This is a genomic window from Streptomyces xylophagus (genome assembly GCF_000716435.1).
Taxonomy (GTDB): domain Bacteria; phylum Actinomycetota; class Actinomycetes; order Streptomycetales; family Streptomycetaceae; genus Streptomyces; species Streptomyces xylophagus.
The window spans coordinates 376,100-401,755 of record NZ_JNWO01000005.1 but is presented as its reverse complement, the minus strand read 5'-3'; the positions used below and the strand labels follow the sequence as shown (position 1 = coordinate 401,755).

Annotated in this window: 10 protein-coding genes; 3 read left to right on the top strand and 7 right to left on the bottom strand. The window is 66.4% G+C overall.

Annotation, left to right across the window (positions count from 1 at the left end):
* Window positions 1–322: 322 nt before the first annotated feature.
* The gene (locus OO70_RS13115) at window positions 323–4,594 is read left to right on the top strand and encodes a discoidin domain-containing protein (RefSeq protein ID WP_043668789.1); all 4,272 of its coding nucleotides are present in this window, start codon (window positions 323–325) and stop codon (window positions 4,592–4,594) included.
* 73 nt (window positions 4,595–4,667) lie between these two features.
* On the opposite strand, the gene OO70_RS13110 is transcribed toward OO70_RS13115, so the two are convergent.
* Window positions 4,668–6,020: a beta-1,3-glucanase family protein gene (locus tag OO70_RS13110; RefSeq protein ID WP_043668786.1), complete on the bottom strand. Its 1,353-nt coding sequence runs from the start codon at window positions 6,018–6,020 to the stop codon at window positions 4,668–4,670.
* Between the two features lie 207 nt (window positions 6,021–6,227).
* Entirely contained in the window at window positions 6,228–10,007 is a 3,780-nt protein-coding gene (locus OO70_RS13105) for a WD40 repeat domain-containing protein (protein WP_043668783.1), read from the bottom strand.
* Window positions 10,008–10,155: 148 nt separating this feature from the next.
* Between OO70_RS13105 and OO70_RS13100 the strand changes: the two genes are divergently transcribed.
* Window positions 10,156–10,623 carry an RICIN domain-containing protein gene (locus OO70_RS13100; RefSeq protein WP_158711460.1) on the top strand — a complete coding sequence of 156 codons (468 nt, stop codon included), beginning with the start codon at window positions 10,156–10,158 and terminating at the stop codon, window positions 10,621–10,623.
* Between the two features lie 473 nt (window positions 10,624–11,096).
* Window positions 11,097–11,858: a class I SAM-dependent methyltransferase gene (locus OO70_RS13095; RefSeq protein ID WP_043668780.1), complete on the top strand. Its 762-nt coding sequence runs from the start codon at window positions 11,097–11,099 to the stop codon at window positions 11,856–11,858.
* A 411-nt stretch (window positions 11,859–12,269) separates the two neighbouring features.
* Here OO70_RS13095 and OO70_RS13090 read toward each other — a convergent pair whose 3' ends face one another.
* The 5 genes from OO70_RS13090 to OO70_RS54525 all read right to left on the bottom strand — a co-directional run bounded on the left by OO70_RS13090 (window position 12,270) and on the right by OO70_RS54525 (window position 25,348).
* On the bottom strand, window positions 12,270–13,085 hold the full coding sequence (locus tag OO70_RS13090; protein ID WP_043668777.1) for a hypothetical protein: 816 nt from the start codon (window positions 13,083–13,085) through the stop codon (window positions 12,270–12,272).
* Window position 13,086: 1 nt separating this feature from the next.
* On the bottom strand, window positions 13,087–17,664 hold the full coding sequence (locus OO70_RS13085) for an AAA domain-containing protein (RefSeq protein ID WP_051741146.1): 4,578 nt from the start codon (window positions 17,662–17,664) through the stop codon (window positions 13,087–13,089).
* Between the two features lie 813 nt (window positions 17,665–18,477).
* Window positions 18,478–21,621 (bottom strand): NACHT domain-containing protein, encoded by a 3,144-nt coding sequence (locus OO70_RS13080; protein WP_051741144.1) that lies wholly within the window; start codon window positions 21,619–21,621, stop codon window positions 18,478–18,480.
* Window positions 21,622–21,938: 317 nt separating this feature from the next.
* Window positions 21,939–24,452, bottom strand: a complete 2,514-nt coding sequence (locus OO70_RS52340) for a protein kinase domain-containing protein (RefSeq protein ID WP_158711459.1) — start codon at window positions 24,450–24,452, stop codon at window positions 21,939–21,941.
* A 227-nt stretch (window positions 24,453–24,679) separates the two neighbouring features.
* Window positions 24,680–25,348: a hypothetical protein gene (locus tag OO70_RS54525; protein ID WP_158711458.1), complete on the bottom strand. Its 669-nt coding sequence runs from the start codon at window positions 25,346–25,348 to the stop codon at window positions 24,680–24,682.
* Window positions 25,349–25,656 lie beyond the last annotated feature (308 nt).

Below are 25,656 nucleotides of genomic sequence, written 5' to 3'. Positions count from 1 at the left end.
GTCCTGGAGCGCAAGCCCGCGACTGACCTCACGTCGCAGACTGAACCCCATCGGCCCGTGAAGCTCCCCTCGACGCCTGCTACTTGACCACTTCACCGTCCCGGAAGTGACGCACGCGCCGCCGCCGCTCCCGAGTCATGGGTGCTTCTGGTGAAAATTGTGCCGCTCAGGCCGTAGACCTGTCCATGTCACTCTGCAATATTTCGATGAAACAGCGCAAAATCCTGCCTCTCGATCGCGCCACCCCTGCACCACTCCGCCAGGAATGAGCCGCCCTCGCCGCCCCCACCGGCGCGCGAGTCTCCGCAGGAAGTGACCCCGCATGATGCGACACAAGCAGAGATCCTCGAAACGGCGCGCGGCGACCGCCGCGCTCGCCTCCGCCGTCATGGTTCTGGGCCTGCCCGCCGTCGGCGCCCACGCGGCCGGCGGCCCCAACGTCGCCGCCGATGCCAGGACGACGGCGGGCAGCACCCGCGGCGCGCACACCGCCGCCAAGATCACCGACGGTGACACCGACACCTACTGGCAGGCCGGAAAGAAGTCGGCCCAGTGGGTGCAGACCGACCTCGGAAAGAGCGAGCGCGTCCGCCAGGTCGTACTGCGGCTGCCCGAGCACTGGCAGACCCGCAAGCAGACACTCGCGCTCCAGGGCAGCGCCGACGGGAAGAGCTTCGCCACGCTCAAGACGTCGGCGCAGTACGTCTTCAGCCCCGGCGACGACAACACCGTGAAGATCTCGGTCCCCGCGACCCTCGCCCGGTACGTACGGGCCGACTTCAGCGCCAACTCGGTAGCCGGAACAGCCCAGTTGGCCGAGCTGCAGGTCCTCACGACCGCCGCCTCGACCCCCAACCTCGCCCAGGGCAAACCCTTCAGCGAGAGCGGGCACGCCGACGTCTACGGCGCGGCCAACGCCGGTGACGGCAACCGCGACACGTACTGGGAGAGCACGAACAACGCCTTCCCGCAGTGGCTGGAGGTCGATCTCGGCTCGTCGGTCAAGATCAACCAGGTGACGTTGCGGCTGCCCAGCGGCTGGCCGAGCCGCAGTCAGACCTTCAAGGTCCAGGGTTCGACCGACAACCAGAACTTCACCGACCTGACGGCGTCGAAGGCGTACACCTTCGACAGTTCCAACGACCAGTCGACGACCATCGCCTTCGACACGACCACCACGCGGTACGTGCGCGCGCTGTTCACCGCCAACACCGGCTGGCCCGCCGGGCAGGCGTCCGAGCTGGAGGTCTACGGCCCGGCGACCGGCGACACCCAGGCGCCCACCGCGCCGACCAACCTGGCCTACACCGAGCCGGCCACCGGGCAGATCAAGCTCACCTGGAGCGCGGCCACCGACGACACGGCCGTGACCGGCTACGACGTCTACGCCAACGGGCAGTTGAGGTCGAGCGTCGCCGGGAACGTCCTGACGTACACGGACACCCAGCCGGCCGGCAGCGACATCACGTACTTCGTGCGGGCCAAGGACGCGGCGGGCAACGTCTCCGCCAACAGCAACAGCGTCACCCGCAAGGGGTCGACCGGCGACACCCAGGCCCCCACAGCGCCGGGCAACCTCGCCTACACCCAGTCGGGCAGCGACGTGAAGCTCACCTGGCAGGCGTCGAGCGACAACGTGCAGGTGACCGGCTACGACGTGTACGCCAACGACCAGGTCGTCAAGTCCGTTGCGGGTGACGTGACTTCGTACACCGACACCCCGTCGGCGACGGCCACGGTCACCTACTACGTGAAGGCCAAGGACGCCGCCGGGAACGTGTCGGTGGCGAGCAACAGCGTCACCCGGGCCGGCAACGGTGCGGGCTCCGACCTCGCGCAGGGGAAGCCCATCGAGGCGTCCTCGTACACGTTCACCTATGTCGCCGCGAACGCCAACGACGGCCAGATAGCCACCTATTGGGAGAGCGGGGGCGGCGCCTACCCGGCCACCCTCACCACCAAGCTGGGTGCCAACGCCGACCTCAGCCAGGTCGTCGTCAAGCTCAACCCGGACGCCGCGTGGTCCACGCGCACGCAGAACATCCAGGTGCTCGGGCGCGACCAGGACGCGACCGCGTTCACGAGCCTCGTCGCGGCGAAGGACTACACCTTCAACCCGTCGACCGGCAACACGGTGACCATCCCGGTCTCCGGTGCCGCCGCCGACATCCAGCTCAAGTTCGCCTCCAACACCGGTGCTCCCGGCGGGCAGGTGGCCGAGTTCCAGGTGATCGGCACCCCGGCCGCCAACCCCGACCTGAAGGTCACCGGCATCACCAACTCGCCAGCGGCGCCGGTCGAGTCGGACGCCATCAGCCTGACCGCGACCGTCACCAACAGCGGCAGCAAGGCGTCCAAGGCCACCGACCTGAACTTCACCCTCGGCGGCACGAAGGCCGCCACGGCGGACGTCCCGGTCCTCGCGGCCGGCGCGTCGACGACGGTCACCGCGAGCATCGGCACCCGGGACGCGGGCAGTTACCCGCTCGGCGCCGAGGTGGACCCGTCGAACAAGGTGATCGAGCAGAACGAGGGGAACAACACCTTCACCCGCACCGACGCCCTCGTCGTCAAGCCGGTCTCCAGCTCCGACCTGGTCGCCGCACCGGTGGCATGGACCCCGTCCAGCGCCTCGGCGGGCGACAACGTCACGTTCACCGTGGCGATCAAGAACCAGGGATCGGTCGACTCGGCCTCCGGCGCCCACGGCGTGACACTCACCATCCAGGACGCCAACGGCGCCACCGTCAAGACACTCACCGGCTCCTACAGCGGCACCATCGCCTCCGGCCAGACGACCGCACCCGTGAACCTCGGCTCGTGGACGGCCGTCAACGGCAAGTACACCGTCAAGACGGTCATCGCCGACGACGCCAACGAACTCCCGGTCAAGCGGACCAACAACACCACCACGCAGAACCTGTTCGTCGGCCGCGGCGCCGACATGCCGTACGACATGTACGAGGCCGAGGACGGCACCGTCGGCGGCGGCGCCAAGGTCGTCGGCCCGAACCGGACCATCGGCGACATCGCGGGCGAGGCAAGCGGCCGCAAGGCGGTGACCCTCACCGGGACCGGCCAGTACGTCGAGTGGACCACCCGCGCGGCGACCAACACCCTGGTGACGCGCTTCGAGATCCCGGACGGCACGGACACCACGCTCGACATCTACGTCGACGGCCAGTTCCTCAAGGCCATCGACCTCACCTCCAAGTACGCCTGGCTGTACGGCAACGAGACCGCGCCCGGCAACTCGCCGAGCTCCGGCGCCCCGCGCCACATCTACGACGAGGCAAATGTCCTGCTGGGCAAGACAGTTCCAGCCGGTTCAAAGATCCGCCTCCAGAAGGACGCGGCCAACACCTCCACCTACGCGGTCGACTTCATCAACCTCGAACAGGCGACGGCGGTCCAGAACCCGGACCCGGCCGCCTACACGGTCCCGGCCGGCTTCTCCCAGCAGGACGTGCAGAACGCGCTCGACAAGGTCCGGATGGACACCACCGGCAAGCTCGTCGGCATCTATCTGCCCGCCGGTGACTACGAGACGTCCAGCAAGCTCCAGGTCTACGGCAAGGCGGTCAAGGTCGTAGGAGCCGGGTCGTGGTTCACCCGCTTCCACGCACCCGCCTCCCAGGAGAACACCGACATCGGCTTCCGGGCGGAGGCCACCGCGAACGGCTCGTCGTTCACCGGCTTCGCCTACTTCGGGAACTACACGTCCCGAATCGACGGTCCCGGCAAGGTATTCGACTTCTCCAACGTCTCCAACATCACCATCGACGACATCTGGGTCGAGCACATGGTGTGCATGTACTGGGGCGCCAACACCGACAACATGACCATCAAGAACTCCCGCATCCGTGACACGTTCGCCGACGGCATCAACATGACGAACGGCTCCACGGACAACCACGTCGTCAACAACGATGCCCGGGCCACGGGCGACGACAGCTTCGCGCTCTTCTCGGCGATCGACGCGGGCGGCGCCGACGAGAAGAACAACCTCTACGAGAACCTGACGTCGACGCTCACCTGGCGTGCGGCCGGTATCGCCGTCTACGGCGGCTTCAACAACACCTTCCGCAACATCCGGGTCGCCGACACCCTGGTCTACTCCGGCATCACGATCTCCTCGCTGGACTTCGGCTACCCGATGAACGGCTTCGGGACCGATCCGACGACGATCGAGAACGTCTCCCTGGACAGAACAGGCGGCCACTTCTGGGGCTCCCAGGTCTTCCCGGCCATCTGGGCGTTCTCTGCCTCGAAGGTCTTCCAGGGCATCCGGGTCAACGACGTCGACATCGACGACTCGACCTACGGAGGCGTGATGTTCCAGACCAACTACGTAGGCGGACAGCCCCAGTTCCCGGTGAAGGACACGATCTTCACCGACATCTCCATCACCAACTCCAAGAAGAGCGGAGACGCGTTCGACGCCAAGTCCGGGTGGGGCATCTGGGCCAACGAGTTGCCCGAACCCGGTCAGGGACCGGCCGTCGGTTCGGCCACCTTCGTCAACCTGCGGATGAGCGGCAACGCCCAGGACATCCGCAACACCACGTCCACGTTCACGATCAACGTCCAGTAGCTCCGACCATCACCCCATGAAGCGGGGCCGCCCTTCCTGACGAGGGCGGCCCCGTTTCGCGCTGTGTCCGTGCCTACCAGCCGACGGCGACCAGCAGCCACTGCGGGTTGGCGTGCGAGATGAACGAGGACTGGCCCGCGACATCGTCGTAAGGGAAGCCGTAGGCAAGCTGGTTGATGGCGTTGTCGTGCCAGAACTTGGCGTAGTAGTTGGCGGGCGCCGCCTTGTAGAACTGCGCCGGGTCGGACTGCTGCGACGCGGGCAGGGTCGCCACATGGCGGTTGAGGGCGGCACACATGTTGGGGTCGGCGGCCAGCGAGCCCGCGCAGCCGAAGATGTCGGAGGTGGCGGCGTTCACGCCCACCGACTGGGCGTACGAGGTGAAGTAGCCGGCGTTGGCGCCACCCGCGCGGAAGCTCGGGTCGCTGCCGGGCGCGATGATCCGGTACGGCGCCTGGGTCTGTGCCAGCACCTTGAACTGGGCCGGCACCGCGTCGGTGAACCGCTGGAAGGTGGTCGCGCGGTCCTCGGCGAAGGTCGCCCGGTTCTCGCCGACCTCGGTGTCGTAACCGTCCTTGCTGTGCAGGCGCATGGCGAGTTTGAGGCCGAAGGCGTCGACGCGTGTGGTGTTGCCGTTGAAGACGTTGCTGCCGACCGTGAACTCGATGAAGTCGTAGTAGGAGCTGGTGGGTGAGCCCAGGTAGAAGTACATACGGCCCGCGGAGTTGGCCGGCATGTCGAGGTAGGGCTGCTCGGCGATGGAGTGCGTCTGCCCGTTGAAGCTCCAGTACACCTGGCTGTCGGGGTACTTGCCGTTGGTGCGGTTGAGGATCTTCACCTCTACGGCGTTGTTCGCCGCGGGGATGTCGGTGGTGCTGCCCCAGAAGTCGTCCGGCGGGGTGGTGCTGCCGGGGCCGTAGACCTGGAACTCCCAGAGGGAGTAGCCCCATTGGGTGGCCCGGGCGGTGCCGTAGAGGCGGACGTAGCGTCCGCTGCCGGTGAGGGTGATGTTCTGGGTGCCGCCGGTGGCGGTCGTGGTGGAGTAGACGGTGGTCCAGGTGTTCGCGTCGGTCGAGGTCTGGATCTGGTAGCCGGTGGCGTAGGCGGTCTCCCAGTTGAGCGATACGCGGGTGAGCTGCTGGACGGAGCCGAGGTCCACCCGCAGCCACTGCGGATCGGCGAACGCCGAGGACCAACGGGTGCCGGTGTCGCCGTCGACGGCGGCGCTCGCGGGGAAGGACGCGCTCTCGGTCGAGGACGCGGTGGCGGGCCGCCCTTGGGACAGCAACTGGTCTGCGGCGCGGGCGGGCGAGGGGGTCAGGGCGGCGAAGCAGGCGACTATCAGGATGACGACCAGACCGAGAGCGGTACGGGGGCGTACGGCGACGGGTGAAGGTCTGCCGGATGTGCCGGCGGAAGTCTGCATGGGGGGTCTCCTCAAGGTTGGGAGCGCTCTCCCCGGGTTGTAGTCCCGCCCCTTCCTGGCGTCAACAACTGAAGCCGAACTCGCGGTAGTTCGGGGTGATGCCGTGCGTTGCTGGGCCATTCTGTTCAGGAGCCGACCGAATGACCGGCCTCGACTCGCCTTCTTCCTCCATGACTTGACACATCTGGTATGGACCTTCGGGTGAAGTCATCTGGCGGGACAGGGTGGTTGGAAGTCCGTCGCCGTGAAGTACCTCGCCCATTCGGCTCTGGTGATCCGCGGGTACGCGCTGTCGCAGACGCGGGCGGCGACCCGGTCCAGGCCGGTGTCCCACAGCCGGATCGTGAAGTCGTTGCCGCCGGTGGCGAGGGTGTCGCCGTGCGGGCCGAACGCCACGGCCGGTACCGGGCCCGAGTGGCCGGTGAGAACGGCGGGGGCTGCCGTACGGCCCACGTCCCACAGGAGGACCTTGCCGTCCGCGGCGCCGGCCACCAGCCGACGGCCGTCCGGGGAGAAGGCCAGTGCGTAGAGCCAGGGGGTGGACGTCCACAGCCGCGTCACCTTCGACGGGTGGCGGAGGTCGCCGACATCCATCAACCACACGGTCCTGTCCGGCAGATGGACCGCGGCCAGGCTCCGGTTGTCGGGGCTGAACATGCCGTCGGTCAGCTGCTCGGACCGGAACGGAGACGGAAGCTCCCGGGGGCTGCGCGGCTCGCGGATGTCCCAGAACCGTAGCGAGCCGACCTCTCCCGTGCTCGTCACCAGTGTGCGGCCGTCGGGCCGGAGCGACGCCATCGTGACGTCCGGCCCGCCCTGGGCGATCCGGCTCAGTGGCCGAGGACGGCGTGGGTCGGTCAAGTCCCAGAGCCCGGCGCCGTGTTGTGCCCACACGGCGAGCAGGTGGCCGCCGGGGCCGAAGGCCGCCCCGGCGACTTCACCGGCGTGGCAGGGCACTATCGACAAGAGCCGCGGTCTTCGTGGTTCGGTCACGTCCCAGACCCGGGCGGTGGTGTCCTCGCTCGCGGTGACGAGGGTGCGGCCGTCCGGGCTGAAGGCCACCGACCGGACGAACCTGGTGTGCCCGCGCAGAACCGCCAGCGGCCACAGGGCCCGGCCACCGTTGACCTGCCACAGCCGTGCGGTGCCGTCCCAACTGGCGCTGGCGAGCACGTGGCCGCCCGGGGCGAACGCGAGGGACGTGACCACGTCGTCGTGGGTCCCGAGCGACAGGTCCCGCAGGTCCAGCAGCCGGTCGGAGTCGGCGAGCACGCGGCCGTCCGGGCTGAACGCGGCCTGGTAGGCACCGCCGGGAATCATGCTCACGCGCTTCGGGTGTGCCTGGTCGGTGATGTCCCAGAACAGGGTGGATCCGCCGATCGAGACGAGTGTCCGGCCGTCGGGACTGAACGCCACCGACCAGACGATGGCGGGATGGCCGAGCAGGACGACCGGCGGTCGCGTCCGCGGGCCGCTGCCGACGCGCCAGACCCGTGCCGTGTGATCCCAGCTTCCGGTGGCCACGGTCCGGCCGTCCGGGCTGAACGCCACCGAGGTCACCGTGTCGGTGTGGCCGCGCAGCACGTCAAGGCGGCGCGGATGCGCGGGAGTTGTGACGTCCCACAGCCTGGCCGTGGTGTCGCCCGTGGTCGCCAGCGTGCGACCGTCCGGACCGAATGCCGCCGAGGTGACCGGGCCGGTGTGGCCGGTGAGGGTGGCCAACAGCCGCGGATGCCGGGGATCCGTCACGTTCCACAGCCGTGTCGTGCCGTCGGTGTGGCCGGTGGCGACGACGTCGCCGTCGGGCCGGAACGCCACCCACGTCGGCGCGGCCGGCTGATCCGGCAGGGTGCTCAGTGCGACGGGCGCCCGCCGGTCCACCACGTCCCACAGCCGCACCGCTCGTTCGCTCGCCGTCGCCAGGACTCGGCCGCCCTGCCCGAACGCGACCGACCACATTCGCGACGACTGCTTCAGAACCGCCAGCTGGACGGGACGGTGGGCGTTCCCGACGTCCCACAGGCGGACCGTGCGGTCCCAACTCGCGCTGGCCAGAACGGTGTTCTGCGACGCGAAGGAGATCGAGACCACCTCGGCGGAGTGGCCGGTGAGCCGGCTCGTGTACGGCGTCGCGAAAGTGCTCATGAGCTGATCGCGGACGTCGGCCGTGGCCGCCAGCCGGTACGCGGCCAGGTTCAACTGCGCGCCGAGCGCGGGGTTGTGCCGCGCTACCTCGGCCGCGTCCGTGGCGGCCTTCCGCGCGATGGCCACGTTGCGCTGCTGGACGGCCGAGTTGCGCGAGCCGACGGCCAGCACCCCCGCGGAGACGGCGGTGACCATCAACACCGTGAGCAGCGTGACCAGTTGGCGCAGGCGGACCGTCCGCCGTCTGGCCGCCGCCGCCTCACCGGCCTGCGCGTCCCGGCTCGCGTCGACGAAGTCCCGTTCCCTGGACGTCAGTCGGCCGCCGTCCGCGGCGGCGAGGTCCACTGCCGCGGCGAGGCGGGCGCCCCGCCACAGCACGTGCGGGTCGCGGCCCTGCACCTCCCAGCCGGCCGTCGCGTCGGTGAGCTGCCGGTGCAGAAGGAGCCGTTCCCGGTCCTCGGTCAGCCAGCCGCGCAGCCTCGGCCAGCAGCGGATGATCGCCTCGTGGGTGATCTCGACGCAGCTCTCGTCCAGCGTCACCAGCCGTTGCCGGGCGAGGGATTCGAGCACGAAGGCGGTGTCGGGGCACCGGTCCAGCTCGTCCGCGGTGATACGGCGCCGGGTGTCCTCGGTACCGTCGCCCAGCGCCGTCAGCCGGAGGAACAGCGATCTCGCGAGGCCCTGCTGCGCCGGCGACAACGCCCGGTAGGCGGCCTCGGCGGTCTGCGCGAGCGCGTGCTGGATTCCGCCGGCCGCCAAGTACCCGTCCAGCGTGAGGCGGTTGCCGCTGCGCCGCCGCCAGGTCTCCACCATCGCGTGCGAGACCAGGGGCAACGCACCCGGCTGACCGGTCGCGTCGGCGACCACGGCCGCCAGCAGCGGGCCGGTCACCGTGCAATCGGCGAGCCTGGCAGGCCGCGTGATGGCCTCGCGCAGCTCCTGGCTGCTCATCGGGCCGACGGCGAGTTGCGCGTCGCGCATCGCCTCGACCAGCCGGGGGTCCTGGACGCAATGGCCGTAGAAGTCGGCGCGTACGCCGAGCACCACCCGGGTCCGGCTGGTCGGCGCGGTGGCGGCCGCGATCAACAGGGCGATGAACGCGTCCCGTTCGTCCCGGTCCCGGCAGAGCGTGAAGACCTCCTCGAACTGGTCGGCCACGATCAGTGTCTCGATGTCCGGTGCGCGGTCGACCGTGGTCTGCCGGATCCGCAGGTGCAACGCCTCGGGATCGTCGCGCAGTTCGGTCACCAGCGGGCCGGGCGCCTCTCCCGTCAGCGCGGCCAGCCGGACGGCGCACTCCTCCACGGGGTGTGCCCCCGGCGTGAGGAGCATCGCCGGCCACCCCAACTCCCGTACACGAGCGACGAGCCCGGCCCGCAACAGCGAGGACTTCCCCGATCCGGACGGCCCGAAGACCGCCAGGAACCGGCGGTCACGCACTCTCGCGAGCACCTCGTCGGTCAGCCGCTCGCGCCCGAAGAACCGGTCGGCGTCCTCCGGTTGAAACGCCGACAGCCCGGCGTACGGCGCGCGCTGCCCTCCGATGTCTTCGGGCCGGTCGCCCTGCGCGCTCGCGGCGATCTCGACGGCGACCGCGTGCCAACGGGACTCCCACGCGCGGCGGTCACCCTGGCACGCGTCGACGTACGCGAGCGTGACCCCCAGACTCGGAAACGCGCGGCCGCCCGCCGCGTCCGACAGCGTCGTGGACGAATAGTGCGCCCTTTTGGCCAGGGTCCGGTACGGCGGCCCGCCCGCCTTCTCGCGCAGCTTCCGCAGGTCGGCCGCGAAGCGCGTCAACGGACCGTCGTCCAGGTCAAGCGGGCGTTCGGCGCGTGGCATGCCGTTCCTTTCCCGAGCACTTCCGTGGCCCCGGAGCGCCCTGGTTGTCCGGCTGTTGATGTCCGGCGTGGACGGCCCGGCGCCGGACAACCGGCGGCGGATAGCCATGGTTCAGCGCAACCGCGCACCGACCATGCGGAGGGACAACATGAAGGCCACGAAACGACTGGTGCCGCTCCTCGCGGCGATCGGGCTCGCGGTCGGCGGTGCCGTGTCGGCCCCGCCGGCCTACGCCGCAGCACCGCTGATCAGGTCCAACCTGGACGGGAGGTGTGCCGACGTCTTCATGTTCCACAACGAGAACGGCGCCTCCACTGTGACGTGGGAGTGCACCGGAAACACCAACCAGCAGTGGCGCTGGGACGGCGACCAGATCCGTTCGAACATGAACGGCAAGTGCCTGGAGATCTACGGTTCCAATCCCAACGACCAGGGATCGGTGGACCTCTGGGACTGCAACGGGGGCATCAACCAGAGGTGGGTCTGGAACGGCAGCCAGATCATCAACCAACTGAACCGGAAGTGCCTCGACATCCTGGGCGGCCGGTCTGACAACGGCCAGCTCCTGGTGAGCTGGGGCTGCAACGGAGCGAGGAGTCAGAGCTGGGACTTCTGAACGGTGGCCCGGCCCGGCACATGGTGTGCCGGGCTGGGCCGCGGTCATTCGCGCACGGTACTCACGTCGATCGCACACCGGACGAGACTCGCGCACTGCGCACGAGACCAGGGGCCGAACGGGCCGCTGTCACCCTAAGAGGTCACGAGCCCGCGAGAGGAGCGAGCCGCACCTCACGAGCCCGCGAGAAAGGTGAGCCGCACCTGTCGCTCGGGGTTGTCCCTGTTCGTGTCCGCCAAACTCCGTTGGGGCAACTCCACTTTACCCACACTCGGGACATGCGCGGTCGATGCCGCAGCACCCTGTCTGCGCTCCTGGCTCCAGGATTCTCCTGCCTGCCCTGCCCCTGTGGCTGGGCGGCAACAGCGCTACGAAGCCGCCGTACCTGCGGCCGTCCGCCGTCGGAGCTCTCCCACGGGGCTAATGTCTGCCAGGTGAGCACAGACGATGCGAACAGACGCTGGACTCGGTCCATGCCAGAGGCCTACGAACGCCACCTGGTACCGGTCTTCTTCCACCCCTTCGCCATCGACCTGTCCGCCAGGGCAGCAGCGCTACGGCCCCGCACGGTCCTGGAGCTCGCCGCCGGAACCGGGGCGTTGACCTCGGCCCTACTCACCGCGGTGCCCACGGCCTCGGTGGTGGCGACCGACCTCAACGAAGCGATGGTCACCGCAGGCTCGGCAAGGGAACCGCGTGCGGACTGGCGGCAGGCGAACGCCCAGGACCTGCCCTTCGAGGACGGCAGCTTCGACCTCGTCGTGTGCCAGTTCGGGGTGATGTTCTTCCCCGACAGGCCCGCCGCCTACACCGAGGTACGCCGGGTCCTGACCCCGCAGGGGCGGTTCTTGTTCAACAGCTGGGGTCCGCTGGCCTCGCACGGATTCGGGGCCGCCTTCCAGACCGCCCTGGAACAGTCCATGCCCGACGGGGCACCACCGTTCCTGAAGGACGTGCCCCACGGCTACTCCGTCCCGGCCGTGGTCACCGCGGACCTCACGGCTGCCGGACTGACCCTGGCCAGTGCCGAGGAGGTCACGCTGGAAGGCGTCGCGGAATCCGCAGCGTCCGTCGCCACCGGGTTCCTCACAGGCACACCGGTGAGCGCCGCCGTGCAGGACCGCGAGGACGCCCAGGCCCTCCGGGCCGCCGTCACGCAGCAGATGACGGACCAGCTTGGCACCGGCCCTGTCACGGCGCCAATGACCGCGACCGTCTATACGGCGCACCAGTAGGCATAGCCCTCCCCATCAGATACTCACCGGCCATCACGCGGATAGCTTCGAACCGCTCTTGGGGCCATCACCTCACCCAGCAGTTCGACAGCATGGCCGTGGATAGCCAACCAGGTTCCAGCTCGGCGGGCGTTTCCGGGCCACAGCAAGTTCGGACAGGTCGCTGCTGTTCGTGCCGGGCACCTGTCCCGTATCGATGAGGTACTCGCGATGCCAGACATAGATCGTCCGGTCGCCGGCGCCAAGGAGCCGGGCGATCTCGGCGACCTACCTTCCGGATGCCGCGAGATCGAGACCCTTACGGCGGAACTCGGGCGGATAGTTACGGGGCATCATGGCCTCCGAAGGCTGCTGGACGGTCAATTGTTCAGCAGCCTGACTCCATCAGAACCGGGGCATAACATCCCGTGTCTATTGGGGTTTGCTCGCCGCCAGATCGTTGAGAACAGCGTTGACCGTGGACCAGCAGAGATCGGCCGTGTCGAAGTCTGCACTGTGTTTGGCTCGTTTCTCCGCGAGAGGGTGGACCAGGTTGCGGTAAGTCCGCAGCAATTCCGAGGCCATCTTCGCGTCCTGGTCGATCCATCCATTGGCGTGGGCGTGCTGGACCAGATCCTGCAACCCGGTAGCGCGTAGCGGCCTGGAAAGAGCCACGCTTGCGGGCCTGGCTTCAGCTGCGTGGACAAGGACGCCTTCCAGGAGGCTGCCGAGCATGATGACCGCGGACGTGTAGGCGCCGTGTTCTTGGCAGATGTGTGCCTCATCGAGGCGCAGTTGCACTGCGCGGGCCAGGTCCGGGTCGGCGACAATGTCGGTGATGGCCACTTTGAGTTCCACCCGCTGTAGGCGCGGTTGTTCGTCGGGGTCGTGCGCGACAAGGACGGGTTGACCGTTTCGGTAGTCGATGCGGCGGCCTTCCAGGGCCAGGACTTCCTGAAGGCGTTCGATGACGCTGTCGTATTCGCTGGGCTGTTGCTGGTACTCCCGGCGGTCGGCCAGTCGCAGGACGACGCGTTCGATGTCGCCGGAGTCGTCCTCTTTCCGTTCGCGCAGGAGGTCCAGGATCCAGGGCTGCCGTGGGCTTCCGTCGTGATCGGGAACGTCTTCCCAGCCGGCCCGGCGAAGGAAGAGCGCCAGCTCCCATCCACGCCGTCGTTTCATGCCGGGCTCATCGCCGCAGATCATGGCGGCGAGTTCGTCGAGTGTGCTGTCGTCCAAGTTCTCCATGTCAGGCTGCCTCGCTGTCGTCGTCCAGCTCGCCGTCGTAGGGGTCCGTGTCTTCGTCATCGGGTTCGGCTTCTGCCAGCCCGACCGGTGTCCATGACGCGTGAGATCCGGTGTCATCCGTTGATGTCGCCGACGCGGTGCGCGGGTGGATGCCCAGGTCGGTCAGGCGTTTCCACAGGGGGGCCAGGGCCTCTTCCGGTGAGAGAGCAAAGGCACTGCTGCGTACGCGCCAGAAGGTCCAGCCGGCGCGGCGCAGTTCCCGTTCCCGCTCGGCGTCGTCGTGGATCTGCCGCCTGTCGGAGTGGTAGGGGCTTCCGTCGCATTCGATGGCGAGACGCCCGTGGTCTCCGGTGACGACGAGGTCGATGTATTTACCGTTGACTTCCCATTGCGGCACCACGTCGTATCCGCGTTCCTTGATGCGCAGGAAAACGCGCTGTTCGAAGAGTGAACCGAACGGCTTGCAGTGCTGATCCGGGCTGACGTTGGTGGGCTGGTAGGCGTGGGTGTAGGGCGGGGGCGGGCTTTGCATGTAGGTGAGCAGGGAGTGGCGCAGGTCCTTGCTGCTGAGCTGGTCGGCGGTCATGGAGTGGAAGAGCCACATCTGGTCCCGGGCTCGGCTGGCGGCGACATTGAAGCGTCGTTCGTGGTGGCGGCCGGTCGCGGCGATGACGTTGCGGCCGTCGACGACCATCGACAGCAGGATGACGTCGCGTTGGTCGCCCTGGAATTCCTCGGGGGTGCCGACCTGGATGTTGTGGCGTTCGCGGGCGGGCATGTCGATGCGCTGGTCGACAAGGTCCTGTACGAGCCGCGTCTGGGCGCCCTGACGCAGGATGATCACGCCCATGCTGCGACCTGCGTAGGCGGGATCCTGGGTGAGGCGGTGAAGTTGGTCGACGACAGCTTCCGCTTCTGGCCGGTTGATCAACTTGTCCCTGCGTCCTTCGCAGTGCCCCTCGGGAAGGTGGATCACTTTCAGCGGGGGAAGCCGGTCCGAGCCGTGCTGGCGCAGCAGGATGAGCTGGTTGTCGGGGTAGAACTGCAGGGAAGACCACTTGATGATCTCGGGCATGCAGCGGAAGTGCTCGGTGAGGCGGATCACTTCGGTGAAGCGGGATGACAGCAGTTCGTACAGGTTGGATTTGGGATCGAAGCCTTCGCGTTGCCAGGGTTCGAGTGCGGCCAGGCGTTCGTCGAAGATCTGGGTGATCCGGTCGTGCTTGCTGCCAGTGTAGGAGGGCGCGCACTGGCGGTCGTCTCCGACGACGATGATCCGCGGGGCGAGCCAGAGCAGCAGCAGGCCGTTCAGCCCGACTTGGCTTGCTTCGTCGACGATCACGACGTCAAAGGTGTCCGGTTCCGGGCTGATCGTTTCGGCTACCTGCCTCAGCGGCATGATCCACGCCGGTACCGCGCCCTGAGCTGTCTGCATGGCTGAGCGCGCGTGGCGCTGATGGCGTTTGCCGTATTCGGTCGTTCCTTGACCGGCGTTGGCGATGGCGCTGGCGTAGGCGGCCAGGGCTTGCTTGTGCTTCGTGGTCATCCGGCTTACGCAGTGGAGAGCCGCACGGTCGCAGACGAGTTGTTCGACCAGGTCGTTGAGTCGGGCTTCGACCTGTGCCAGTTCCCCGTCCAACTGCTCTTCACGTCCGGGAAGCAAATGCGTGTCGAGGAAGTCCTGTGCTTGGCGCCATGCCCAGGCCTGAGGCAAGGCGGTGAACCGGGCACGCCAGTCCCCGGCAAGGGGATCGGCAGCGAATGCCTGTGCCAGCTCCGGGTGGGCTTCGCTGAGCCGCTGGAAGAGTTTGCCGGTCTCGCGCCGGTCCGCTTCTCGCTGGTAGGCCACTTCCAGTGCTTCCACCGCGCGTGCGTAGGCCTGTGCGTCGCGTGCGGCTGCCGCATCAGCCGCGTGCTGGAGTTCCTCAACGGCATGTGGTTGTGGCTGCGGAAGAGCAGTGAGGAGGTCGTCGAGCTGTCGGCCTGCTGTCCGGACCTGCAGCAACTGCCGTGCCTGTGCCGCCGCGTGGCGGATGTCCTGCCATTGTTCAGGAGTGGTGACCGATGCCGGGATGCCGCGGGACAGCAAGGTTGCGTGGACTTGGCGGATGACCTCGACACACGTATCGATGGCCTGCAAGTCTGCTGCTCTGTCCAGGAGTTCGGAGACCAGCAACTCGGCCGTGTCCTGCCCTACGGTCGATCCGACACCTGCCCATCGGTCGCGCAGGACACGGGCGTGGGCGCGCATCTCCAGATGGCGCACCACGGCGGCGATCTGCTCCCGGCCGGCGGGCGCCATGCCTTCGACACGGCACTGCTCCAGCAGGACACGGGCTTGCTTAAGAACGGCTGGCCGTGGCCAGCGTTTGTTCAACTGCCCGCCCTGCAGGACGTACTGCTCCACCTTGCGGCCGCTGATCAGGAGCTCTTTCTCCTCGCTTTCGGAAAGCTTCGGTATCTCCACCTCGGGGAAGGAGGCGGCCGCTATCTCCTCCTGTGTCTGCTGGGCGCGCTGTGAGGCGTTTCGGATGCTGTCCCACATTTGCTGCCATCGGCGTGCGATGCCGTCCTGAAGTGCACGGGTGGACCAGGACTCTTCCTGCCACGACACAGGATCCGCGGACAGTCCCACACTCTGCAGGGCCTGCTGGGCTTGATCGAGCAGCGTTTCCAGGACCGTGAGCTCCGCGTCGCCGTGGCCGGCCAGCGTCCAGGCCAGTGGCATGACGGGCTCCGGGCCAAGAGCTTGCTCGGCGGCTTCCAGATCCTTGATCCGGCCGGCGACGTCCGCGGGGTTCGGCAGCGTGGCGGGATCGGGGCAGTACTGGATGTGCGCGTCGAGGATTCCCGGGCCGTGCAGGGTGACCAGGAGCCACAGTCGCTGCGCCTCGTCCGTGCTCAGAGGCGGCAGGTGCTCCGACTGCGCAGGCAGCGGCGACAGCCACTCGTATTCGGCTGCGCCGCGATCAACTGCCTGCACAATCTCGTCGAGACGGCCGCGGTATCCCGGCGCGATCTCGGAGTGCTCGTACCACTCGACTTCTCGCACCGCCCGCAAGCCCTCCCGCAACCTGGCCCGTTCCGCCATGAGCTGGTGTCGCTGAGCCTGCTGGTCCTCGATACGCCGCTGAAGCCTCTCGGGATTCGTGGTCGCACTCAGGTGGGCCAAAGCCCCGAGGGACTGGCGCAGATCAGAGCTGCCGCCCTGCCAATGATCGCGCTGGATGACACACATGCTGCGCAGCTTCGCGGGCAGCTGGTCGCGCAGCACCTTCAGGGCCTGGCCCTTTTCGCTCGTGACCAGAACTCGCTTCCCGTCCGCGAGGAGCGCTGCGATCAGGTTGCTGATCGTGTGGGTCTTTCCTGTCCCCGGCGGTCCCTGGACCACGACACTGGTGTCGCGCTGCAGCCTGTCCAGAACATCCAGCTGGGCCGCATTGGTGACCATCGGGAACAACGGTTCCGGGCCCAGTGCCGGAGGAACGGAGCCACTTCTGCTCCGCCAGGCCATGCGCTGCTCCGGTTCGAGGTCGTACAGCAGCTGCGCCAGCCCCAAGGGGGCTTGCGTTCCTGGACGTTTCAACACTCGGGCGATGCCCTCGAAGAAGCCGAGCACCGAGCGCTGACCGTGTTCGCGCAAGATGAGCGCCGGCGCGCGATGCAGCGAACGCGCCCGCGGGTCTGCGGTGAGGTCGGGATGCTCTCTGCCCGCATCGAACGGAAGCGTTCGTTCGACTCCGAAGGCCCGCTGTGACCACGAGCGCAGGGCTTCTGTCGCCCGGTCCGACAGTGGGTCATAGGCGACGTCATCGACATCAGCACGCACGACCCCCAGCAACTCCGAGGTGTAGCCGTCGGACTCGCTGAGGAACTCAGTGTCTTCCAGACGGCCCGACTGCCCCGGCACCAGGGACACCGTTATATTGACCGAATTCGGATCAACTGTGAGAATAACGGGCGCAGTCACAAGGTGCCTGCGCACCCGAGCCGAAGCGCGCTCAGCCCCCATCTGCAAGAGCCCTACTGCCAGGACGACTTCGAACGTGTCACCGTCCTGCTGGATCTTCTTGGCTATCCGGTACAGCTGCTGATGCAGACGGCGCTGCGGTTCGGCCTCTTGTTCGTCCTGCGCCCACGTCTTCCATCGTCCGGCCCAGGCTTCGTAGGCCTTGCGGACCTCCGACGTGCCGATGTCCAACGCCAGTGGGATCTCACCCTGGTCGGCGGGGACTTCGACCTGTCCACCATCGATCAGCGGGTCGTCAATCAGCTCGGGAGGCTCGGCAGCAGCGGTGGCTGCGGCCTCGACCGACACGCGGCCGTCCAGGATGGCAGGCAAACGTGGTGGATCAAGAGGCGGACGGTGCTTGACCAGCATGATCCGGGAGTCGGCATCCCGGGAACGGCGGACGAGCCCTTCGGGCACCTCCGCGAACCACACCACCTCTGAGTACTTGGCACAGTTCCTGACGGGCCGGTAGGCACCTCGCACCAGCTCCTGCAGACAGTCGACCAACACACGAGTATCGCGGATGGCCTTGGGATCACTGCCATCGCGTACCGCCGGGCGGGTCATCACATCCCCCAAACGCCTGCCACCGTGGCAAGCTTTCCAGAATCCATGACCGCCACAAATCAGGCAACGCGACAGGCCTCAGCTACGGCCGTTTCTGGACATGCAGCAGCTTCTTGCGCAGCAAGTCCCCGTTAGTGGCGGACTTCGTCGACAGACACCCGGCATCAACGCGCCATAGCCCGGCGTACCGATCACCTGCGAGTGAAGTAGGGCAACGATTGCGCGCGGGTGGCATCCCTCCTGGCTGCCCATTACACGAGACTGCGGCACATTGCCCTCGCCTATGTCCTGGCGGTCATGGTCGCCGAGGCGCACCCCACCGAACCGGGCTCCCGTCTGTAGCGGTTGGAACCGTCCACGGACGGCACGACCTCGAGCATCAGGACAGGCGTGAAGGACCACAGGAAGTAGTCAGCGGACACCCTGTGTGCGTGGCTGCTGAGGAGCTGACCACCGGCCGAGCCCCGGTCCTATCTCCGCGCACCACCGGAGAAGTGCCTCCGGCCCCGTCGGGACCACTCTCGTGACACGCTCCCAAGCATCTGCGCGGACGACCCTCCGCCCGCTCAAAGGGGGCGCACGGCCAGTGCTCGGGTACTCGCTCCTCCCCCTGAGCGAGCAGCAGCACACCCCGCAGTCTTGTGGCAGCGTCCGTGTCGTTCGGTGTGTGCCTGCGGGGATTACTCTGAGCGACACGGCTGCGGAGGCGCAGGACGGTGGAGAGGCTGGCGTCGTCATGCGGTAGGCCGGGCGTCCTTGCCCAGGTTGGCCTTGTCACCACCCTCGGGTCCGTGGGACGACCCGTACAGGGGATCAGGTGCCGGGGTGAGCGGGGTCCGTGAAGCCGACGTCTCCGAAAGCCTGGGCAGCCCACTGCCGGACGGTTGGATGCTGGTCCAGATTTACATCGGCGAGGAGAGAGGGGCGGAAGACGTCCTGCAGCAGCTTGTCCCGGAATTCGGGGGAGAGCCTGTCCCGGTCGGCGGCCAACTGTCGTAGAACACGGGCAAGTAGAACGTGTAGGTTCCGGTCGCTCTGGGGGCGGCTGTAGCCGATGACTCTGAGACAGGTCTCATAGGACTGCTGGAGTTCTTCCGTGGTCGTGGGACCGCTGGAAACCACCCACAGCGCGAGAATCGCCTGCGCAGCCGAGACAGCTCGTCCGCCGGACAGAACACCGAAGGCCGTGGTGGCGTCGGTGCCTTCGCGACTCACCGACGTCGTCACGTCCAGGGCCTCGATGATCGGCAGCAGCGCGTGCCATGCGATGTCCTCGGCCAGATCACAGGTGAAATAGCTTTCCCGGCGGAGGTCTTCCACCAGTACGTGGCTCCATCCCACCCACCCCTCCTCGTTCTCCGGGGGAATGTTGGAGACCCAGAAACCCTCTGGGTCGGGAGGCGTCCAGTGGGCGATGCTGAGGGAGATGTCCCGCTCTCCGCACGTCCAGGTGCGTTCCAGCCGCAGCCGGGGGGCAAGGCTGGTCCACCCCTCGGTGGTGAACTGAGAGCGCCAGAGCATCGCATGACGACGCCAGTCGTACTTGACTGACGGAGTCTGAGGGAACAGGTCCCGGCCGGTGACCGGTTCGGGATGGCCTGCCATGAGGATGAGGACGACGAGGTTCGCCGAGTACGCCGCGTGCCGTGCGGGCATGCTGACCTGTTCCGGGCCATAGCCCTCGTGGCCAACGTCCTTCCAGGGTGCGAGGGCGCTGCGGAACGCGGTGAGCAGGACCTCTCGGGCAAGGGCACGCCGCTCCGCCGGGAGCCGCTGCATCAACGAGGTGAGGAAGTCAATGATCTTCCCCCGGATAGTCAGGGGAGAGAAGGACAGTAGCGCGCGGAGGAACCCGTCGTCGCCGGTGTGCCGCCTGCGCGCCGAGGCGACCAGGGCAAGGTCGTCGAGTTCGCGGACGGTCAGGCGGGCCACCAGGTACTCGCCGAAGGTGGCGTGCAGGAACTCGCACGAGGTGAGCCGGACGTCGTTACGCAGGGCCTGTGCCTCGTGGATGAAGAAGAAGCGGCCGACCAGCGTCTGCGCAGGGGTGGCGGCGGCATGGAATCCCGTCGCGCCGCGGGGTACGACGGTGTCGCCGAGCATGGCGACGAGGTCGGCGGACAGCTCGTCCTCCGCCGCCCACTGCCGACCCCGGTTGAACATCGCGAACGCGGCGACCGACAAAAGCAGCAACTCCTCCTCGACCGCGGTCTGCAGGGGGCCCGCATGCAGCTCGGGCCTGGTCTTGCGGACCTCGCGCTCGGCGAAACTGGTGAGGATCCGCTCATAGAGGTCGGCCTCATCGAGGCCCTCGCCGTAGCGCTGGAGTGCGTTGCCCGCAAGATCGTAGAGGGCCAGCATCATCAGCAGCAGCGGCTGGGCCGCGAGGTCCGGCTGCTGCAGCACCACGCTCGCCGGAAGCGTGCTCAGCCCGTGTTCCGTAAGGTAAGTGGAGTTGTGGTCGTTCCAGACCGTCAGCCAGCGTTCCACCTGGTTCTCGGAGAACGCCTCCAGCCTCAGGGCTACGGCTCCCGACTGCGGGATCCGGGCCCGGTCGGCGACGGCGGTACGACTGGTGACGATCACGGCGACCGGCCGTCCTTGGTCGGCCTCCCGCTCCTGGAAGCGTGTGATCTGTTCCAGGTAGTCGGTCTGGCCGGTTCCGGTGGCCTGCAGAAGTTCGTCGAAGCCGTCCAACAAGACCACTGGGAGGGCGTCGCCGGCCGACCGGGCCAGCATCGGCCAGGAGAGGTTCTCGCCGGTGGCATCGCGGATCGCGTATTCGATCTGGGACTGTAAATCGGTGTCCGCCGGCACCTCCCTCAGGGAGACCCTGATCGTCAGGAAGTCGCGGGCGGGCAGACGAGCCGCCAGCGCCATGGTCAGCACGGACTTTCCCGATCCGGGCTGACCGAGTACGACCAACGGGCCCTCGGTGGCACGGGCCGAGGTCAGATAACCGGCCAGGAACTCCTGCACGTCCTCCTGCACGGGGAACTCCTGCCACCAGGACTCCCGGTCCAGCCGGGCGGCGACCGTGGCGGGAGCCGCGCGGTAGCGGTGGTTGATGTAGGCGACGGCCAGAGACGGGATACTCAGGCCCGCGGGCACCTCTCCGGTCGCAACGATCGGCCGCTCCAGGGTGTTGCGGTAGCGGCGAGCCAGAGCATCGCGCCGGTCGTCCGGAAGAGCACCGGACGCGATCTCGCCGAGGACCTGGCCCAACCCCTCCAGTCCGGTGTGCAGTTGTCGGAGCTGTTCATGGACCGAGCCAAGACCCTGCCGGTGTGTCCAGAACGCCACCTCGGGGAACTCACCTGCCAGGCGCCGCAGGTGCTCCTCGTAGCCGCGCAGAGCGAGCGCGGGTATCTCGTCGGCCAGAGAGCCAGTGAAGCCGGCCTGCCTGCTGGGGCTGACCGCACTCCACGCATCGAGCCCGTGCACATAGGTGATGATCCGCGCGCTGACGGAGCGGTAGAACCGCCGCAGTTCGTCGGACGGCGTCTCCCCGCCGAACGGCAGGCATTCTCCGGGCACGCTGGTGTCACTGAGAATGGTGGCGAGGTCCCCCAGCCTGTCCGAGGACGCCGACTCGCCGGTGGCCAGCACCACTTGGGAGGCTCGGCCTCGAGGGAGTGCATCTCGGCCGAAGGGAAGCTCGACCGTGCTCAGTGCCTCGAAGTAGGAAGTCAGGACGATGACCTTGTGCGCGGCCGTCAGCCGTTGGGTGCGGTCGATGCGGCTCAGCCCGTGCAGCCTGTCCCTCAGACGCCCCACCAACTGCCCGCTGGCTGCGGCCAGTTCACCTTTCGCGTCGAAGAGGTTGAGTGCCAACTCGCTTCCGCCCCCGGTCGCCATCAGGAGGAGTCCGCCGGTCAGTCGGTCGATCACCCTCACCAACGGGCTGTCGCCACCAAGCAGTTTGACGGCATCGGCGTAGCACAGTGCGCGCGGCATGAACGACCCCCGTATGTGGACTGTCCGTCTCGAAGGGATGCAGGCTCGGCGGTGTGGGTTTCCCTGGGACGATAGATGACAGGGGCACTGGGTGGCCGTCCGACTACAGAAGCAACCGCAAGTCGACCCCGATAAACAGCACCCTGGGTCCGGACCCGGGACCGCCGAACCCTGTCCGCACGCCCATGGCAGGGCCATCAGAGGGTCGATCAACCTCATTGCGTATCCGTTGTTTAACCCACCTATATAGAGCGCCTCCATACCTTTACCCAAACAGGTGCAGCTGTGCAGTGAGGTTCACCACCCTGCGCAACGCGTCAGTCTGAATACTCTTGCCGTATGTGCTGGGACAACGCTTCCACGACAGCCTCGAAGGTATCGGAGGCCGATATTCGAGGAGAGACGAAGACCCTACAAATCCGATTCTCGCGAATGTGCTGATCCTTCAATGCCTGGAGGAATGGGGTATACGTCCGCAGCGGCGAGCCCTTTGTGTCACCCCGGCCGTCGTAAACGAGCACCTGGCCCCCACGATCACCAGATCCACGCTCCCGTTCCTTGATTGGCACATCCACCAGCACCTCACCGTTCGCGATGTCACCGATACCGGACACCGCCTTGACGATGTCCCGCAGGTCACTTTCCAGGTTGATGACCCCGGCAAAGCTCTTTCCAGTGAGGACGGTACCCACGTGCTCACTGGCATCACGGTCCAGCCGGGCTGTCGAAAAGGCCGTGTCGTAGATGCGCCGTTCACCGTCCAGCAAGTTGGCGATCGGGTTCACCTCCGACTCGGCACGAACCTCCTCAAACTTCTCGAAAAGGTAGTTTAGTGTTGCGTCGTATTCGAGAAACAGCGTGGCACCAAGGAAATCCGGCATCGACAAGACACCCCTCTGCAGCATGCGGGCGATGGCATATTTGATCATGGCCGTGGCAGCCCGGTTCGTGTGCTGCCAATAGACCTGTCCCACCATCAAGTTCCGGCTCACCACGATGGACTGGGCGGCGGCAAGCCCCTTTTGCGTGATACCGAGAGTGGGCCCGCCTTGGATGTCGTGGACGTCAGGCATCCGCAGGGCGCCAAGCAGACCATCGAAGTCGACTCCGGAGCCGTATGGGACGCCAGAGCGGAGCGAGTCCTCGATCAGGTACGAGACCTTGTCGGCATCGACATCCGAGGAGAGGACCGAGCCCAACACGAGTTGCGCAGGGGTCGCCTGCGTGTAAGCGCCCGGTGCGTAAATCGCGTGATGAATGCGGAGCATCGCCTCGTAAGTGGCCTCGCTGAAGTCGTTCTTGATGATCTCGGCTATGGCAGGGGCCGAGGTCAGGCCCAGCCGTGCCTCGCTGGCCCGCCACGCCTGCTCTACGACACCTCCGTAGCCACCGCGCAACGAGGAATGTCGTTGAGGGTCGACAATGCACCAGAAGAGATCGTCATCTGAGGGTATGTCGAAGTTGATGGCGCGCCAGGGGTCGTCGTGCTTCGCCCTGCGTTGAGCGCTGGCGTAGTCCTCAAACATGTGGCTCAGCTGATAGTGGCCCACGTCATGGAGGAGGGCAAGCAGGATCGTGGCTTCCAGGTCCGCCGGTTCACACAGCAGTCTAAATTTGGGATCGTTAAGAAGATGTGCGAGGTAGTACCGGGTGTTGCGAAGCATAGCCAGCGAGTGGCTGAAGCGGGTATGGGTGGCACCAGGGAACTTCATCAGTGTCATTTCCAACTGCGGAACCCGGCGCAGACGCTGAAACAGCTTATGGTTGATAAGTTGTGACAACCTCGGCGTGACCACGCCGCGGCCAGCAGCGGTGGGTACCGAGTATTTAAATTCCGCAGCGAGACTGAGTTCGGGTACGTTGACCGGCGCAAGGTAGGTTCTGCGCAGTTTACGCCAGTCGCGATAGACTTGTTCCACCGATGAGTACTGGATGACTCTTTTATGGTCTCGCGCGTGAGGCTTGGGTTCCGGCTCAGGGGACTTTCGCAGATTGTAAGACATGATACCAAGGGCACTCAGCCCGTCTTTACCGATCACGGCCTGGAGTTTCTTTGCAACGTCGACATCCTCCTGGATCTCGTTCAGCAGCACTCCCAATGCGTGCAGGTCGTGGTACGGGAAGAGCTGACGCAGCGTCTCCTTGTCCACGATCTTCCTGCGGTACTGCTGATGCAGGTCGTGGGTTATCCGTTTGGTCGTGATGAAGCGGACCCTAGAGGGGGACACCTTATCGAAGGTGAGTTGGTGCGGTTCCGAGTCCTCCTCGGCTACATAGTGCGCCGTGCCTAGGTCGAGCAGAACAGCCTCTATCCCAGTGGGAGAGTGCCGGCACTTAATGTTTTCCCATTTCAGGTCAGCATGAAGGACACCTTTTCCGTGCATGTAGCTTACCGCTCGGAGCACGTCCGATATAGCATTGTAGACCTCGTCTGGCGTCGCATCCTCACGCTTTAACGCGGGCAAGAGCTCATCGCCGTCAATGAAGTCTGTTGCTATATATTTCCATTCGACGCCGTTCGCATCACGATAGCTGTCCGTATCATAGAGACGGGCAATGTTGCCGTGAGCCAAAGTCGACAGGACTACACGCTCCCGGTCGAACACAGCATGAAAATCCGATGCATGTTGCCCTGTATCACCTGAGAGATAGTTCAGCGTCAGAAACTTTAGTGCCCGCAGCTGCATGTTGCGATACGAAGCGAGGTAAACTGTTCCCGATCCGCCCCGCCCCAAGGGACTGGCGGGATCCTTCGAAATCGTATCGGAATCGGCGACGACTGCGCCGTACTGGTCTAGAATTGTGTAAATATCGCTGATCTTCTCACCCACGGAAAATCTTAAGTCGGCTCCGGCGTCACGCGGCTCGAAGTCCTCACGATCCGCGTGATCATGTATACGAGTCACTTCGCCTCCGGTACCGGTACCGCGCCAGATCCCCCAGTGTGACAAGATCACATCACATGGGGAAGTAGTAGGTAACACTTCGACGAATCGATCTTGGGGACGGCCAGGTTCTCCATTCGATGCAGGTAGCCGTTGCACGCCAAGCTGTCAGGTCACCCCACGAAGAGAGATCGGTAATAGCGTAACCATTTCTCATACTGACCCCGTTCGTGATCTTCGTTCTCGGTGCGGGGCACTCGCGGCGCAGCAGCGAACTGAGAATGGCGGCTCGACGGGTAGTCGGGCAGGCGGTGCCGGGCGCGCATCAGGACCCATGCAGCGATGGCCTTGGTCGACCGCCCGCATCCGTCAGCCCATAGATGATCCGTAAGGTCCATCCGGTACTCGACCCACCCAGCCGTCTCCACTGGATCCGAGGGGCACCGCAGCAACTTGTCGTAGAAGTCCTCGAAGAGCGGCCCAACCACCTCAAGGAGCAGCGCGCCTGCTCGCGTGTAGGGCAAGGTCGAGGAGTCGTGCTGGCGGTACAAAACTCCTTCTCTGGTCAGACCTCGATTGATAGACAGCACAACGGACTCAACAAAACTGCGAAGTTCGGTGGCACTCGATACTGTCAAGTCACGCTGGTCATAGAGGCCAACGATCGTTGATCGGTAGTTCCGGACCGCCAGGCTCTCCACGTCGAGCGGCGTCAGGCCGTCAGTAAGTAGATGGCGCTTCCCCTCCGAGGCGCTCGCGTCCAGCAGACCACGAGATGTCCGGCTGGTGCGGACATAATTGCGCAGGGCATGCTCAACGTACGTCTGCCGCGTATCGGCCATGCGGTCATTACCTCTCTCGGTCCGCATCGCTTTATCGGAGCCTGCCTCCGATCATGGTCGGCAGCCGGGCGGATTAGATCTGGTGCAGGCCGCGCCTGCGGGAGTGGTGTATAGACGGCCACTCAGTGATCTCGTTTGGGGGCTATCCGGTGAGTTCGGTGGGCAGGGCAGTGTCGTCGGTTTCAGACTCGACCGGATACGGCGGACCTTGGCAGCGCGGGTTCCTGTCCACACAGCACGTTCGCCGAGCCGTTCGTACAACTGGCCTGCCCCTACCTGCGTTCCACCAATCGCCAAGCGTGGGACCG

Coding starts and splice junctions, on each gene's coding strand:
- OO70_RS13115 (WP_043668789.1), top strand. CDS start 323: ATGATGCGACACAAGCAGAGATCCTCGAAACGGCGCGCGGCGACCGCC.
- OO70_RS13110 (WP_043668786.1), bottom strand. CDS start 6,020: ATGCAGACTTCCGCCGGCACATCCGGCAGACCTTCACCCGTCGCCGTA.
- OO70_RS13105 (WP_043668783.1), bottom strand. CDS start 10,007: ATGCCACGCGCCGAACGCCCGCTTGACCTGGACGACGGTCCGTTGACG.
- OO70_RS13100 (WP_158711460.1), top strand. CDS start 10,156: ATGAAGGCCACGAAACGACTGGTGCCGCTCCTCGCGGCGATCGGGCTC.
- OO70_RS13095 (WP_043668780.1), top strand. CDS start 11,097: ATGCCAGAGGCCTACGAACGCCACCTGGTACCGGTCTTCTTCCACCCC.
- OO70_RS13090 (WP_043668777.1), bottom strand. CDS start 13,085: ATGGAGAACTTGGACGACAGCACACTCGACGAACTCGCCGCCATGATC.
- OO70_RS13085 (WP_051741146.1), bottom strand. CDS start 17,664: ATGACCCGCCCGGCGGTACGCGATGGCAGTGATCCCAAGGCCATCCGC.
- OO70_RS13080 (WP_051741144.1), bottom strand. CDS start 21,621: ATGCCGCGCGCACTGTGCTACGCCGATGCCGTCAAACTGCTTGGTGGC.
- OO70_RS54525 (WP_158711458.1), bottom strand. CDS start 25,348: ATGGCCGATACGCGGCAGACGTACGTTGAGCATGCCCTGCGCAATTAT.